Below are 15,963 nucleotides of genomic sequence, written 5' to 3'. Positions count from 1 at the left end.
GCATGCCGCCAGCGTTCGTCCTGAGCCAGGATCAAACTCTCCAAATTGGTATTTAGAAAGAGCGATTGCTCATTTTGAAACATCTGACGAGAATTCACATTCTCATTTTTGGATCTCACCGAAGTGATTTCCCACTCACTCGTTGTTCAGTTTTCAAAGATCAATGTCTCATTTTAGCTCTTCACCGCATCTCAGCGGCGACCTTCATAATATATCATAGTGTTTCGTTGTTTGGCAAGCTTTTTTTTGAAAAAGTTATTTTTCATTATTTCTTGCCTGCGTCTTCTCTTTAAACATTCAAAAGGAGCGCGAGATATAATGTATCATGTCGGCTCCCTTTTCGTCAAGCTATTCCATTCATTTTATTTATTCCGGTTATTAACCCGCTCCAAAACTAGTGCTTGAACTGAGAAGAACGTCCACCCCACGCATACTTAGACAGTTCTTTCTGTGGAGCAAATCGTGCATACATACGGAAAACTGTTTTATATCGATTGGCAATCGCATGCCTAATGTTCTGATCTAAACGCTGATCACTCATATCCAGCAGCATCTCATCCAGCTCTTTGCGCAAAACATAGTCCAGCTCCTTGCATTCCTTCTCATTGAATAACATCCCCAACATATGCTTGGCCTCCTTCATGAAATTCATAGTTATCCAAAACCATCAAACGCCGTTTCATCTCAATCAAAAAAGCCATTTGATGTGGGAAGCTCTATTGAAGTGCTTACACTAAATTAACCGGAGTATTGAACCTATAACCATTATCATAAGAAAATTCCATTTATGGACTCTCTTTATTCAACCTGGCAGCAGATCCAAATGTTTCGGCTTTACTGTTATGCACAATTCCCCAAGATTTTATGATAAAAGCCAAAATGTAATTGTGCTCTCGATGATTGCTGCCACAAATAACAGAATCACAATCCAGACCGAAGCGGTGAAGGTCTGCCGCATAAAGGCCTGCCAATTCATTGCCCCTTCCCCGCTCCGCTTCATCGCTCCAAAGAGTGCAGAGAGCACCTTACTGCCGAACTTCAGCCCAAAGGCGCAGGCAATGATGATGGCCGGAATCTCAATGATGCCATGCGGCAGCAGTCCTTTTACAATCAGCGTGAACAGATCCTGTCCCTGTATCGCGGACAAATGAATCAGATAGCCGATAACCGCACCGTTGATGAGCAGGAAGATTGCCGGCAAGAGGCCGAATAAGGCGCCCAGATAAATGATGACTACGCTTTTGATACTATTGTTCAGAAAAATGAATACAAAAAAGTTCCACTGCGGATTGGACGACTCTCTAAGATTCCCGCTAATCTTACTGATCCCCTTCAATTGCTCATTCAGCAGCTGCTGAAGACTACCTGTGCCGAGCCAGCCCAAGATTCCCCCGGCTATGAACAGGATTGTGGCCATTAGGAGCGCGGTGCGAATTGTCCTTAGATCCTTGATAAATGTATTAAAAGATAACATGCGTACCTCCTGATTTGGATTCTGCCGAATTGCATTTCGTATGGAATGATTCATATCTGAGGTCATAAGCGCCCTGTACGAGCATACATTTAGAACAAACAAGCATTTCGCATGGGAGAGGAGCGCTGACATTATGAATTCTTTTTATGTATTTAGCGGCAAAAAGATCAAACGGTTCCTGTACATTTTTGCTGCTGCGCTTCTTACCGCCGGCGTTGTCTATGTGGAGAGGGGCAATATCACCGTATTCTCTGAAGCTGCCCCTTCTGCCATTTACAGTGTGCCGACGGAAAAGAAGCTGATCGCCTTAACCTTCGATATCAGCTGGGGAGAGAAACGGCCTGAGCCGATTCTGAAGGTGCTGGAAGACAAGAAGGTGGATAAAGCGACATTCTTCCTGTCCTCACCTTGGAGCAAAACCCATCCTGAGATCGTTACAAGCATCAAAGACGCCGGGTTCGAGATTGGCAGCCACGGTCACAAGCATGTGAACTACAGTACGCTAAGCAATGATGAAATCCGCACGCAGATCAGTACTGCCCATACAGTATTGACGGAGCTAACCGGTTCTCAGCCCAACCTGATCAGAATGCCTAACGGTGATTTTGACAAAAGAGTCCTGCAGGTGGCCACCGATCTCGGCTATAAAGTCATTCAATGGGACACGGACTCACTGGACTGGAAGAACATCGGTGTGGATAACATCGTTAACCGTGTAACGAGCAAAGCCCATCCCGGAGATATTGTGCTGCTGCATGCCAGCGACTCCTGTAAACAAACGCATGAAGCCTTGCCTCAGATTATTGATAAGCTCCGCAGCCAGGGGTATGAGTTCGTAACCGTCTCTGAGCTAATCAGCCAAAGCAGTGCAAACGGTAAGGAAGTCCGCGATTCCGCCTTGCTGAATAATGGCCTGGAAGACGCTGCAGGAATGTAACTCCCTTACCTGTGTATGGCATCAGTGACGCGGTGAAATCAGCTGAGAGATATCAGGCGTCGGTGTATTCAGCTTCGGGTAGCTCAGGTCAAGCCCCTCCAGCGTTTTGACCACAATCTTCAGCGCCAGATAGTTGCGGTACCAGCGGTGATTCGCCGGAATCCAGTACCATGGAGCCTTATCTATACTGCTCTCCTGGAAAACATCCTCATACGCCTTTTGATAATCGTCCCAGTATTCGCGTTCCTGCAGATCACTGGCATCGAATTTCCAGTGCTTCGCCGGATCTTCAAGCCGCTCCTTAATCTTCTCCAGCTGCTTCTCCTTGGAGATATGCAGAAAGAGCTTAATGACCGTCGTTCCCTCTTCCGCCAGCATCTCCTCGAACTGGCGGATGTAGCGGAACCGCCGCTTGGCATCCTCCTTGCTAAGACTGCCATGCACGCGGGGCACCAGCACATCCTCATAATGCGAACGGTTGAATGCGGCAATATAGCCTTTGGGCGGGGTCTTCATATGAACTCTCCACAGGAAATCGTGCGCTTCCTCCTCCAGTGAAGGCTTCTTGAAGCTGGTTACGATGAACCCCTGCGGATTGATGCCGGAGAAGATGTGTTTGACGGTTCCGTCCTTACCGCTTGAATCCATTCCTTGCAGGATGACCAGCAGCGAATGCTTTTTCTGTGCAAAAAGGATATCCTGCAGCTTGACCAGCCGTTCCTTCAGCTTCTCCATTTTGGCTTCGGCTTCTTCTTTGGATTTGAAGTCTCCCCGTTCATCAGGATCGAGGTCCTTCAGGCGTGTTTCACTGGTGTCTTTTATCATATAGCGCTTGATGTTCATATATTCCCTCCTCCACTCTGTTCTTTAAGATTAACCTCTTCATCTTCATTCTAACCGCTCCCCACAGGCAATGCCAAAACCCCGCCTCCCTGGTTGTATACAGAGGGGCGGGGTTTTGAGCATGATTGCTATGGTCAGATTGTGGCCGGCTTCAGTACACGGTGCAGCATCAGAATCTGGAAGGCATTACAGGCGATAAGTGGTACAAGAATAAAGATGGTGGCGCTGTCCACGCCGATCCGCAGCACACCGATAATCTCCACTATAGTGATGGCTGTCATGAAAAAAAAGGTCGGAACCCAGGCTGATGCGTTCGTGCTGCGCATTTTGAGCCAAGATACAATAAGTGCAGTGAACAGAATAGCCACACCTAGCGTCAAATCCGTCCGGGCGCTCTGGTCTCCGCTGACAAAGGTGCGCAGGAACATCAGCTCAAACAACGCCAGCACGGCCAGCACCAGCTGTATGTAACGCCACGCCTTGCGCGGGAACACCCCGATGCCCGTATAGTTGAGGATCAGATATGCAAAAAATCCGAGCTGGGCGTATACGCTTACAAGCACTCCGTAGCCCAAAAGAATCAGGGAATACAGGAGAAGATCGGCCGTGCCTTTAAATTGTATACCGCCATTCCCTATCTGCAGAGCAAGTCCAGCAATGACAGCCCCGCCTGCACCGATCAAAAGCGTGGTCCAGAACAAATAAAACCATTTTCTCAAGCTCAGCGCTTCCACCTCCCCGTGTCAGATTTATTTTACCAAGGTTACCGTCAAAAAACCATTCCGCTTCAACATAAATGTGCCCTGGCGCGGCATACTACAATCAGTAATTCTATAAAGGAGGGCAGCGCCAATGAAATGGAGGGCTATCTGGTCTGGAGGCTTGGCACTTGGCTTGATAATCACCTTGACGGCCTGCGGGGGCGAACAGAGCAGTTCTTCTTCGGGACAAGGCGGATATAAGGAAATGAAGACGATGGTTGTCGATATATTGAAAAGTGATGAAGGGAAAAAGGCTGTAGAGGAGGCCTTGTCTACTCCAAGCTCAGAAGAGGGCAGCGCCGCCAGCGGCTTAAGCATGAAGATGATGCCTATGCAAACCACGGAGCAGATCCGGCTCGCTGTTAAAGATACCCTCACCGCGCCGGAGTATCAGAAGGAAATTGAAAAAATCATGACTGATCCGCAGTTTGCCGGCGATTTCGCCAAAGCGATTAATAAACAGAGCAAGGAACTTCATCTTCAATTGATCAAGGACCCCACTTATCAGAAGTCGGTTGGAGAAATTATGAAGTCGCCCGAAATGACGAAAATGTTCCTCGATCTTACGAAGACTCCGGATTACCGCAAGCAGTCCATGACGATTATGCAGGAGGCTATGCAGAACCCGCTATTCCGAATGGAAGTACTTACGCTTCTCAAATCCGTGGTCCAGGATGAACTGCAGCCTAAGGTTGAGAAAAAGGATGGGGGTAAAGGCGGCAGCGGCGGGGAGGACAAGCAGGGCGGTGACAGCCAGAAGCAGGAAGGCGGAGACGATTCCGGTTCGGGTTCTTAACCTCTTATATTTTAAAATAAGGCCTTGCCCCGTGGATGGGACATGGCCTTATTTGTTTATGTGCGTTCAAGGTCAAAAGGTGATTATTGCTCGTACTTGGCAATCAGCTTGTCTGCAATGTCTGCGAACAATATTCCGGTAGCCGTATCCGCCTTATATACTGACGGTGAAAAGTCCGGCTCGGAAATATGGTTGTCCGGAGCACCCAGCGGCACCTGGGCCAGCAGCTCTGTATGCAGCGTTTCCGCCAGACGGGCTCCGCCGCCTCTGCCGAAGATATAATCCTTTTTGCCGCAGGAGGAGCATTCGTAGTACGCCATATTCTCAATGACGCCAAGAATCTCATGCTCGGTCTGCAGAGCCATAGAGCCTGCTCTCGCTGCCACAAAGGCAGCTGTAGCATGAGGGGTAGTGACAATGATCTCCTTGCTGTGCGGCAGCATCTGGTGGACATCAAGGGCCACATCGCCCGTACCTGGAGGCAGATCCAGCAGCAGGTAATCGAGTTCCCCCCAGCCGACATCAGCGAAGAACTGGCGCAGCATTTTGCCAAGCATCGGTCCTCTCCAGATCACCGGACTATTCTCCCGGATAAAGAAGCCCATCGACATGACCTTGACGCCGAAGCGTTCTACCGGAATAATCGTTCCTTCTTCCACGATCGGCCCTTCTTCAATTCCCATCATGTCCGGGATACTGAAGCCGTAAATATCTGCATCGATCAGGCCGACTCTCTTGCCCTTACGGGCCAGTGCCACCGCCAAATTCACGGTTACTGTTGATTTTCCGACCCCGCCCTTGCCGCTGGCGATCGCGATGAAGTTCACCCCTGAGTTCTCGTTAATCAGCTCATGCCCCTCAAGGCCTGCTGCGTGTCCTTTGAGCTTCTCCCCTTCATCTGAATCCAGCTCGTCCCCGCTGCCCTCTCCGCGAAGCATAGCCCGTTCATAATCGGTGGCATCACGCAGGCGGATATGAATCTGTTCTGCTCCGCCCGCCGTAAGCAGGTCACGTACCTGCTGCTCCAGCTCCATCCGCTTCTTCTCATCCGAATCCAGACATACGATGGATAACGAAATACGGTCCTCCTTGATCATGATATCGCGGATTAACTGTAGTTCGATCAGGCTTTTTCCGGATTCCGGGTCTGTAAGCGGCTGTAAAAGTTCCTGAATTTGTTCCCTGGTCTGCATGGAAAGCACCTCTGTTCCTATCCGGCGGTAAGCCCCGGTATTTGTACCTATTATAGCATTACCCCCGGAGGGAAGAGTAGTCCCACCCTATGCCGCTATGGCTGCTCGGAGCTGTACCGCAGGATGCCCCGGTAGATGCTGGTTGCCACTTTCCGCTGATACAGATCATCCCCTAGGAGCAAGGACTCCTGAGGATGTGACAGGAATCCTACCTCAACGAGCACGGACGGCATCTTTAACACTTTTAACAAATAAATGGTATTCGCCGTCTTCGCCACGCGGTCCGTATTCTCAAGTGTAGCTCTCAGCTCATCCTGAACCAGCCCGGCCAAGGCCTTGTTCCTCTCGCTGCTTGGATAATAGAAGGTCTGCGCCCCGCTCCAGCGGTTGGAGGGAATACTGTTCATATGTACGCTGACAAACAGATCGGCGCCCTTCTCTTCAATGCTCCGCACCCGCTGCTTCAGATCCTCCGTCTTGCGTCTTGCGTACCCCTTGGTGCTGCCCTGGGCCAGATCATAATCGCCTTCACGGGTCATCACCACAATCGCCCCAGCCTGCTGCAGATAATCGCGCAGATACAGCGACACGGAGAGATTGATATCCTTCTCAATCAGGCCTGAGCGGCTCACTGCTCCCCCGTCCGGTCCCCCATGACCTGCATCAATGGCAATCACCTTGCCGGAGAGCGGCAGGCTCCAATAATTGACCGTCCTCGCAGTCGGCATGTCGTAGGCAATGATTCCGATCATTATCGTGAGCAGCACAGCGCCCAGGATACCTTTTTTGATGCTGCGCCAAGAGATCCAGACCGAGACTTTATGCTTCTGCCCTCCAGACATAACAAAGACCCCCTCGTCCCGATAGATTCTACTCATCTATATGGGACAAGAGGGCCAAATAGTACTGGCTATGCTCCCTATTCGATTAGGACTTCACAGCGGCTTCCGGTGACATGCCTTCAATCAGGATTTGCGCCACCTCAGGGCGGGTGAATTCAGGAGGCGGACATTGCCCGTCACGCAGCAGCGCCCGTACCTTCGTACCCGAGAGCGTCAAATGCTGGTCTGCCGGGTGCGGACAGGTTTTGCTGGAGGCCATGTTGCCGCACTTCACACAGAAGAAGCTGTGCTCGAAGAATAGCGGTGTAATCCCAAGCTCCTCGGCGGTGAAGTTAGCAAAGATCTCCTGTGCTTCATACGTACCGTAATAATCTCCCACACCTGCATGGTCACGCCCGACAATGAAGTGTGTACAGCCGTAATTCTTGCGCACCATGGCATGGAAAATGGCTTCACGAGGGCCCGCATAACGCATCGCTGCCGGGAAGACACCTAGGAACGTACGGTTCTCCGGGTAATAATTCTCCAGCAAGGCCAGATAACTCTTCATCCGCACGTTGGCCGGAACATCATCCGACTTGGTCTCCCCTACCAGGGGATTGAGGAACAGGGCGTCTACAACCTCCATAGCGCACTTCTGGATATACTCATGCGCACGATGTACGGGGTTACGCGTCTGGAAGCCTACAACCGTTCTCCAGCCTTTATCTGCGAAGATCTGGCGGGTCTCGGCGGGGTCAAAATAGAATTCAGCAAATTTCTCCGGCTGCGGGCGGTTCAGTACCGTTATAGGTCCGCCTACATAGGTCGCTGGACGGGACAGCAGCTTGCTGACTCCGGGATGTGCGGGATCGGTTGTTTTGAACACATTCTGTGCTTCAACCTGCTGGTCTACTGTGTAGATGCTCTCGATATCCAGCAGACCGTAGATGACACCGTCTTCTTCACCCGTAAGTGTCACTCTGTCTCCAACTGCAAGAGTTGCCGCCAGATCCTCAGCCACTGCCAGCGTAACCGGTATACTCCATACTGTACCGTTAGCCAGTCGCATATTGCTTACTACCGAGTGATAATCCTCTTCGTTCAAGAATCCGGTGAGCGGCGAGAAGGCGCCTACACCAATTAAATCCAGATCAGATAAAGTCCAAGTATTAAGGGCAATCGATTGCTGGCCTGAAGCTTGCTTCAGCAGTTCTTCTCTCTCTTCTCCGTCGGCTATGCGCCGGATCAGCGTTCCTCCGTGAGGAAGTATTGAAGTCATCCCTGTTCTCTCCTCCTGTGCAAAGCCTGTGCAGTGCTGTATAGAGTGCTGGTAATTTAGTGCGTGCGGGTAAATAAGTGCGGATAAATTAGTGATTAGTGATCATATCTGAGCGATACTTATTTAGGCGTATCTTATTTGTGCAATCCGCATTCTGTCTTGTCCGAACCGGACCATCTGCCGGCACGCGGATCTTCACCAGGCATAACAGCCCGGGTGCATTGCTCACAGCCGATGCTCGGGAAATTGCGGTCATGCAGCGGATTGTAGACTACATCATTCTCGCGGATATAATTCCACACATCCTCTGTAGTCCAGTTCGCAATCGGATTGAACTTGACCAGCCCGAACTTATTATCATATTCTATCTTCTTCGCATTGGCCCGGGTAGGGGCCTGATCCCGGCGAATCCCGGTAATCCAAGCGTCGTATTGTGAGAGAATACGGGTCAGCGGTTCAACCTTACGGATTGCGCAGCACTGGTTAGGGTCAGTATTCCATAGGGCCTCCCCATACTGCAAGGCCTGCTCCTCCACCGTAATCTGCGGAGACACCCGGACGAATTCCATCCCGTACTTATCAGCCATAACATCTCTAGTCTCATAGGTTTCCTTGAAATGATAATCCGTATCTAAATAGAACACATCTGTCGAAGGACTCACCTTCTGGATCATATCCACCAGCACCACATCCTCCGCCCCGAAGCTGCAGGCAAAGGTTATATTCGGAAAGGTCTCCACCGCCCAGCGGATAATCTCCTCGGGAGAAGCATTCTCCAGCTCTTCCGCTTTCACTTTGATTAAATCCTCTTTCTCGAGCAGGTTCATCTTAGTTTCCTCCATCCGGATATCGTCAAGATCGAAACCTACGAGGTTAATCCCGACTAATTCTATAAGATATAGTATATCCGTTTATCCGGCGAAGTCAATGGGTTTTGTTCAATTTGGAATAAAGTCTGGAGTGGAATTTAACCCTGATTAAGATTAACTTGATTTAAAACAAAAAAAGACCTCTCCGTTTCTGGAGAGGCCTTTTTGATGGATGAAATTAATATCTCATTTTGGAAATTAAAAAACAAAGTGTGCCTAATCCAATTTGTTATTGTTTGATATTTGGTCAACCCTACTTCGGCTCTTTAACTGATTCATAATTAAAACTCCAGTTCTTCTGTATCTAGATTAATCCGGTAACCGCTTGCTGCTGCGAAGTCCTCGCCATACTGACCATACCCCAATTTAATTACCCCAACCGATTCAGGTACTCTCTGCACAAGTGATTTAAAGGATTCAAAATCCTGCTCTTGCGTAGTTTCGATTACATCACCAGATCTTTCCCCAGTATCTACGAGGACATTTCCTGTAGACTTTTCATAATAAATTTTCCTACCAATATTCATTATCTCAATCCTTTCTCAGCCCCATGCTGACCATAAATAATTTTGGGTAGCGATTTGATTGTAGCTATTGGATATGGTAATTCCATTATCTAAAATAGTAACATTGGCACTTATAGATCCTCCGGAATCATAAACGCTTAGAATCTCTCTGCTATAGGGAGAGGCTAAAATTGAACTATCGATAAAATAGCCCCAAATATTAGTCCATGATTCTCCATTGGGATTATAAGAAAATGAAAAAACTTTAGGCCTGAATCCTAACCCTGAAATTGTAATTGATCCACCTGCCCATATGATTCCGCTTGCCGAAGATATAGGTTTTAGATTTCCAACAACTCCGAATATGTTAACTCCACTTCGAATGTTACCAGAAGTAAAGTTTCCATTAGTAATTGCAACTGATGCAATACCTGCACCAAAACCGCTACTCGTGAGATATGCCCCAGTAGGAAAACCAAGGGACAGTGCACCAGCTCCGTTAGTCCATGAAGTCACAGCCTGTTGGTCATTCGTTCTATTCGGAATATTACCTTTCATCCCAAATATAGATTTCCCTGCAAGTACATTTTCAGGCAGCATGTCTGCAGAATCAGCAGAAATCCAGGTAGATCCATTATAATATCCCGCAGGGGGACGAAAGTGCACTTTGGCATACGGATTATTATAAGCTCCCACTGGCCAATATGCCGTTTCCTGTGGAGGCATATTGTTATTTTCCGCTGATCTGTTTGGCATTGTTCCTAAACTGCCAGCAATAGTTGTTCCATTTAATACTTTATCCACAGGAACCGCTACTCCAGAGATCGAAATAGCGCTACTATAAAATCCCGCTGGTTTTGTTTGTACATTAGCGTTTGGGGTTATTGTTCCACCAGGACCATTATTACTTATTTCTCCGTTCACGACTCCATTCTCTGTGCCAATAGAATACCCACTTAAAACATGGGATGCAGTTGCTGTACCATACTCACCCCCTTCACCCTGTAAGATAAAAGCCGTTCCATCATAGACTACCGTGTACACCCCGCCCTGCACCAACGGCGGATTATTGCCGTTTGGCTTTTTGATGGACTTGGCCCCCAGGCCATTGACGTTAAGCGTGATCGGGCCCGATGTGGCCACGTGAGTTTTAATGGTGACTCGCAACCCCGCTGTAAGGGCAACCGGAGCCGGACTAATTGAAGCAACTAAGGCTGTTGCTGTACCGGTGGTGACGGCGAATGACAAAGAACCCTGAACCACTTCGGCCAAGGTTTTACCTGCAACACGTTCAGCGTTTAATCCCGAACCATTTAAGCTGATGTCGTTAACATACGTATAATCCGTTGTCGTGTTTAAGGAATCAAATATCTCGGAATTTAGCTTAGTTGACGTCTGATTATTGTAGTAATCTACTGCAAATATACCAAAGTTGGTCGCCCCGTTGAACTCCACAAAGGAAAACTCTGCATCTGTAATATACAAGTCGATACCGCCATACTTAACACCGTTATATGTGAAGGTGCATGGGCGGAACACCTGCACTGTCGCGCCTATACGAAACGCAGAATAGTTCATGGTCGTTGTATTATACCGTTTCTCTGCATTCACAAGCGCCGTTACTTGCCCGCTCAGACCGTTACCACGATGCATAGTTAACAACCCATTGCTATAAGAATTGTAGCTTGGATTCGTGTTTGTTAGCTCGCACAACGCTATAACGGATCGGTAGTATGAACTTTTCTGTAGCTGGTTCGTCAGAGGTACTCTTCTGGTAATAGACTGCGGTATGATGTTGTCCGGTAAAACAGCGCTGGAGGTTAAACCCGCTATTCCGTTTGCAACGTTGTACAGACTGCTGTTTGGAACGCTTACCCAAGAGGTCCAAGTACCGTTAACTCTCCGTCTAATCCACTCAGGGGGCGTTCCAGTTTCATTTAGATTCATCACCCTTTGGACAACATAATTAGTCCCATCTGAAGCTCCTGAGTGTGTTTGGACGAGGAGGTGCACCCAAAGACTTGTGATAGGAGAGTTCCCAGGGTTGTTGATCGTATAGAACCCTATAGTTAGCACTGTATTTAGGTCTGTTCCTCCAGACAGTTGTATCGCTTTACCATCGTCTTTGGTGATACTGTACTTCTGGACCACATCTGGAATCACTGTAAGGGCGATGTCCCCCGAACTATCCAGCCCGGCATACCCTCCGGCAACATTTTTAACTGCTGCTGTTTCAATCTGCTGCCAATTTGTCCAGATAGTTTGGTAGAAATTACGAGTGAATATAGTTGGACTTGATGCAGAAGTGCTGTAGTAGGTTATCGTTTGGTTGCAGCCCGTTCCATCGGCACTTACTGTTGTCTTAACATCTAGATTGAAGCAGTAGTTTCCTCCGACAGGCGGTTGATTTGTTATTGTTGCTGCTGAAGCATTTGAAACGGCGTAAAATTGCCCCTCATAAACGAGGGTGTTTAAATCCGTGTTATTAGCCAATGGGGAAGCTTTCATTTTCAGTTCTCGCCAAGTTGACCAACTACTTCCGCTATTCCTGCTTTCTCTTGTAAACTTTCTGATAACCGTGATTGTATTGACCGTTGCAAAAACATCGGCTTCTTGAATGATATATGCGGAATTGTATCTTTTGACAAATACAGTTGTTGTTGATCCTGACACCGGTAGATCAGGGCTTGAGAAGGTTAGTGTATAGATGCCAGTGTCAAGCAATGTATTAGGACTAACCGTAGGATTCCCGCCTTTTCCTAAACCAGAGTTTCCGGTAAGCTGGTGCTTTTGGATAGTGTCAGGCAGCGCCGAGCCATCTACTATATCCAACTTCAGGTTATCGACCTTCGCCTCGATATAGTCGTCCGCAAAGTCCTGCTGGTCATTATCTTGCCGCAGCTCCGCGACACTCTGGACTACATCGGATACTACGCCGCCCAGCCCCGTCCGCCATGTTGCTGCGGTCTCTGTGACATTAGCAGTGAGTACATATTTGTCCAGGGCAATATAGGTAACGTAATAGGATGCATTAGCATCAAAGTTGCCAGTAGCTATATATGCCTGTCCACCACCGTAGCCGCTACCGTGATTTGATAGAAGTGTCCATTTAGTATCAATATCTGCTCCCTTGTATACTGCTAAAATCTTGTTAGTTTTCTGGCTCAAATAAGTAGAGCTACCTACCGCAATATTGTTAATGTAACAGTTACCGTCAGAGTGTACTTTGGGGTTTGCCTTTTCACTCTGAATGGCCCCCGTCTCCACGCTGATCTGATTGCCGCCAGGGTGGAGGGTAATACTCCCTTCAGCATTGGGAACCGGAACCGGGGCCGCAGCCTGCGCCAGCACGTAATCCAGTGTATAGGGTTGCCATGATGTTGTAATAGGGGACTGTGTTGTCGGCACAGTTGTAACAGCACCAGCATTGCTGGCTGCTGTAATAAGCGTCCATGTCTTGGTGCCGCTACCGTTGTATGGAGTGCCAAAAGTTCCGTTATTCATGCGGTAGCCGTTAAAATATGCTTTGATTTCCGCGACAGAGGGAGTATAAGCATCCCCCCACCCTGAATCGGAGTTAGCGATTGTTAAAGCCATACCAGCAGTGCCAGTACCGACTTGATCCGCTGCCTTTTGCCCACTTACAGAAACCGATACCATTAGAGAACCATCATATTTTATCCCCTTGAAAGCAGCGCTTGAAGGAATGGCTCCCGGAATGTCCGCAAGATATAGAATAGCAGTTTTGTATCCTGTAGAATTGCTCCCCCACACCCAACCTCTTGCTCCATCAAGCACCATACTTTTACGTACCCGCTCCAAATACATCCACTCGCCACCAGCGCTATACACACTGTCCCGCACATCCCCGATCTGCCCGAGCATGACCGGGAGGATTACGCTCTGCGGCTCCACTGGTGTGAACGGAGTGACCGCGCTGCCGAATTCAAGCTGCGCCTTTGATACAATAGAGGTAACCCCGCCTATGTCGCTTGCAAAAGACCCAAATCCTATCCTCATTGCCTTTGTCTGCTCAGGTGGTGTGAATGTTACAGTTTCAGCTATTTTAAGAAACCCCTGATAGTAGCTATTGTAAGTAAAGCCTTGCATCCCAGCGGCCGTTGTTATTATCGCACCTGAAGCATCCAACAACCGCACGATAAATCTGTAAGACTGCCCTGGATCAGCAGACAATGTGTAGGCTACCGGCTGCGCAGCTATATCATCAGATGCCATTATGAAGGTTCCTGCACCCTGAGCAGCAGGGATTACAACATTGTCTCCATTGAAAATTACAGCTACGTTATTGGTGGTGAAATTGGCTGGCAGAAAGAGTGGCAGCAGGTTTAGCCCCTGTTTGCTGATCGCCACACCTTGAACGTGCTGCTTGCAGTCAACATACGGCCAATAGGCGTCAATCTGCTCACTGGCGATCGTCGTACCAATGGCGGCGTATTCAGCGGCGCTGATTTCGTACAGACGGATATCATCCATATAAGCCACCGCATTACTCGATCCAACCAATCCGGCCAGCAATGTAAAGCCAGAGCCTAAGACCGTATGCCCGATTGGTATTTTGGCTTGTAGAAACTGCCATTGACCCGTAAGAGAAGTATTTGCTGCGGCACCGTACCGTATGTTGTTCCCGTCTGCATCCCGTATAGTAATCGTTAAAGCCCCACCATTTACCTGGGTGAAGGATTCAATATAGGCCCATACTCCAAGGATATAGGCTTTAGATGTATCCAAGGCCGGAAAGACCTTCGCTATATACGAGCCAGTAGACAAGGTTGAAAACTTGAAAGATGATGCACCGGAACGTTTTTGAGTGGAGCTAAGAGCTGGTGTTGTTCCTGATTTTGACCACCCGTCAAGACTCTCTGCATTTCCTAATTTACCTAATAGGTTCACCAGTGTCCGCCCCTGAACCACCAAATCCAGCTCCGAGCCATTAGCGTCCGCCGTCACTACCGATGTGCCCGGCCCCAGAGTTTGGGTCAAGTCTACCCGGCCTATCTTTGTATCAGTGTAGGCAATGGCTGCAGCCTGCGCTGCGTCTGCCTTAGCTTGAGCACCTACAGTTGTTTCAACCTGCTGCCCGCTTTTTGTTTTTGTATCATCCGGGATAACCTGCACCGCCAAAGGTAAGGTAGTAGCTGCGCCTGTGTAGATGCTCCCCTGCATCCAATCTTTGGCCCCAAGTGGTCCGTGATGCTTAATGTGGGTAGTGTAGTTGTTACCTGCGCTAGTTCTCGCTTCCACTGTTACGGTCCACTTGCCATCTTTCCAGTAAACGTCTGAAATTGATAGAAGCCCTCTAATAGCACCGGAAACTTCAGTGTACTGCGAGCTTTGGCGGTTAATGGTGCCCGCAGTGCTACCCATAACATCCATCCGCTTTGTCAATCTGCCTTCAGATGAAGCGTTACCCCAAGCCCCAGTTACTGTCACCTCAATAAATCCAGACATGACGGCTGGACCAAAACTGTAGTCTATTTTCTGATTAACGGTACCATTAACGGTTTGGAACGAGAACACCTTTTCCATGTACTGTTCGCTTCCCCCGAGTCTCACCCCTTGACCCACTATCAGTGATGCATTATCTAGTGCCGCTACCCCATTTGCAATATTCCTTTGCGATGAAGGTATAGCCCCGGATATTGCCGCCCTATCCGCAGCGTTAAGGTGCCGCGTAGCATCATCCGCATGCGCCTTAGCCGCCTCCAGTGTTGTGGCCGGAGCTGTCCGCCAGGAAGACTTGCCTGTAATGGATTTGACCGTGTTTGCCAGCCAACCCAACAGATTGGTGACGGTGCCGCTGTCTCCTGTTGGTGCAGTCGTATCAGATATCGTCCGGCTGCCAATAACCGTGTCTGTTGCAGAGCCTGCACCGCCTGCTCCTGCTGTGATCCCGGCCAGCTTATTCTTCTCAGCTGTGGTGTAATCATTAGCGGACAGACCCTTGCCGGATACTTTATCCACCTTAGCAGCATCCACTGCATCCAGTTCGGTCTTCTTCGCAAACACCAGCGACTCATCAATGACTGCGGTAATATTGGCGGCTGTGCCTACCACTACGACACAATCGAACGTTTTCTCGATAATGTCTGATCCGCCGCCTGGCGGAATGTAGTCTGCGGTTACTCCGGCATTAGCGTAGGCGTAGAGAATTTCCCCCGCATCCGGGTCTTGTGCGAAGACTCCTACTTCACGCCAGTAAAATCCTGTAGAGACATCCGCGTTCCGCAGCACCGAACCAATAATCGCTTTATTAGGCGGCTGTGTAGTTATTCGTGTAATCGGCAAATTGATTTTTTGAGAAATCAGGCCATTCATCGCTGGAACAGCTTGTCCTGTAAGTGAACCATCGCCTACAGCAATGCGGGTATAATTCAACTTGCCCCCCGCTTGGGCTTTCCCCTGCAGCACAAGACCTTTATTGGTCAGTGTCATGCCTCCAAATACTGCCACATGATTCCCT

General features: G+C 48.9%; 12 protein-coding genes. 2 read left to right on the top strand and 10 right to left on the bottom strand.

The genetic code is table 11. From position 1 onward, the window contains the following. Positions 1–394: 394 nt before the first annotated feature. On the bottom strand, positions 395–625 hold the full coding sequence (locus J2Z70_RS29385; RefSeq protein WP_036692450.1) for a hypothetical protein: 231 nt from the start codon (positions 623–625) through the stop codon (positions 395–397). A 237-nt stretch (positions 626–862) separates the two neighbouring features. After that, positions 863–1,417, bottom strand: a complete 555-nt coding sequence (locus tag J2Z70_RS29380; RefSeq protein ID WP_245368611.1) for a stage II sporulation protein M — start codon at positions 1,415–1,417, stop codon at positions 863–865. Positions 1,418–1,607: 190 nt separating this feature from the next. Here J2Z70_RS29380 and pdaB point away from each other — a divergent pair, with 190 nt between their 5' ends. Further along, positions 1,608–2,411 carry a polysaccharide deacetylase family sporulation protein PdaB gene (pdaB, locus tag J2Z70_RS29375; RefSeq protein WP_036721768.1) on the top strand — a complete coding sequence of 268 codons (804 nt, stop codon included), beginning with the start codon at positions 1,608–1,610 and terminating at the stop codon, positions 2,409–2,411. 21 nt (positions 2,412–2,432) lie between these two features. Here pdaB and J2Z70_RS29370 read toward each other — a convergent pair whose 3' ends face one another. Both J2Z70_RS29370 and J2Z70_RS29365 read right to left on the bottom strand, forming a co-directional pair. Next, a complete protein-coding gene (locus tag J2Z70_RS29370) occupies positions 2,433–3,254 on the bottom strand; it encodes a PPK2 family polyphosphate kinase (protein ID WP_036721770.1) in 822 nt (273 codons plus the stop codon). 134 nt (positions 3,255–3,388) lie between these two features. After that, positions 3,389–3,979: a KinB-signaling pathway activation protein gene (locus J2Z70_RS29365; RefSeq protein WP_076081762.1), complete on the bottom strand. Its 591-nt coding sequence runs from the start codon at positions 3,977–3,979 to the stop codon at positions 3,389–3,391. Positions 3,980–4,106: 127 nt separating this feature from the next. Between J2Z70_RS29365 and gerD the strand changes: the two genes are divergently transcribed. Next, positions 4,107–4,811: a spore germination lipoprotein GerD gene (gene gerD / locus J2Z70_RS29360; protein WP_036721773.1), complete on the top strand. Its 705-nt coding sequence runs from the start codon at positions 4,107–4,109 to the stop codon at positions 4,809–4,811. Between the two features lie 83 nt (positions 4,812–4,894). On the opposite strand, the gene J2Z70_RS29355 is transcribed toward gerD, so the two are convergent. The 6 genes from J2Z70_RS29355 to J2Z70_RS29330 all read right to left on the bottom strand — a co-directional run bounded on the left by J2Z70_RS29355 (position 4,895) and on the right by J2Z70_RS29330 (position 15,953). Then, positions 4,895–6,004: an Mrp/NBP35 family ATP-binding protein gene (locus J2Z70_RS29355; protein ID WP_209878899.1), complete on the bottom strand. Its 1,110-nt coding sequence runs from the start codon at positions 6,002–6,004 to the stop codon at positions 4,895–4,897. A gap of 95 nt (positions 6,005–6,099) precedes the next feature. Beyond that, positions 6,100–6,846 (bottom strand): N-acetylmuramoyl-L-alanine amidase CwlD, encoded by a 747-nt coding sequence (cwlD, locus tag J2Z70_RS29350; RefSeq protein ID WP_209878897.1) that lies wholly within the window; start codon positions 6,844–6,846, stop codon positions 6,100–6,102. 85 nt (positions 6,847–6,931) lie between these two features. Further along, complete coding sequence (gene sat / locus J2Z70_RS29345; protein WP_209878895.1) at positions 6,932–8,107, bottom strand: sulfate adenylyltransferase; 1,176 nt, start codon at positions 8,105–8,107, stop codon at positions 6,932–6,934. Positions 8,108–8,241: 134 nt separating this feature from the next. Further along, positions 8,242–8,934, bottom strand: coding sequence for a phosphoadenylyl-sulfate reductase (locus J2Z70_RS29340; RefSeq protein WP_209878893.1), 693 nt, complete (start codon positions 8,932–8,934; stop codon positions 8,242–8,244). A 323-nt stretch (positions 8,935–9,257) separates the two neighbouring features. Then, the gene (locus J2Z70_RS29335; RefSeq protein ID WP_209878891.1) at positions 9,258–9,503 is read right to left on the bottom strand and encodes a hypothetical protein; all 246 of its coding nucleotides are present in this window, start codon (positions 9,501–9,503) and stop codon (positions 9,258–9,260) included. Between the two features lie 15 nt (positions 9,504–9,518). Further along, complete coding sequence (locus tag J2Z70_RS29330; protein WP_209878889.1) at positions 9,519–15,953, bottom strand: phage tail-collar fiber domain-containing protein; 6,435 nt, start codon at positions 15,951–15,953, stop codon at positions 9,519–9,521. Positions 15,954–15,963: the final 10 nt, after the last annotated feature.

This window comes from Paenibacillus silagei, assembly GCF_017874735.1.
Lineage (GTDB): Bacteria > Bacillota > Bacilli > Paenibacillales > Paenibacillaceae > Paenibacillus_AQ > Paenibacillus_AQ silagei.
This window is presented reverse-complemented; position numbering and strand designations above follow the sequence as displayed.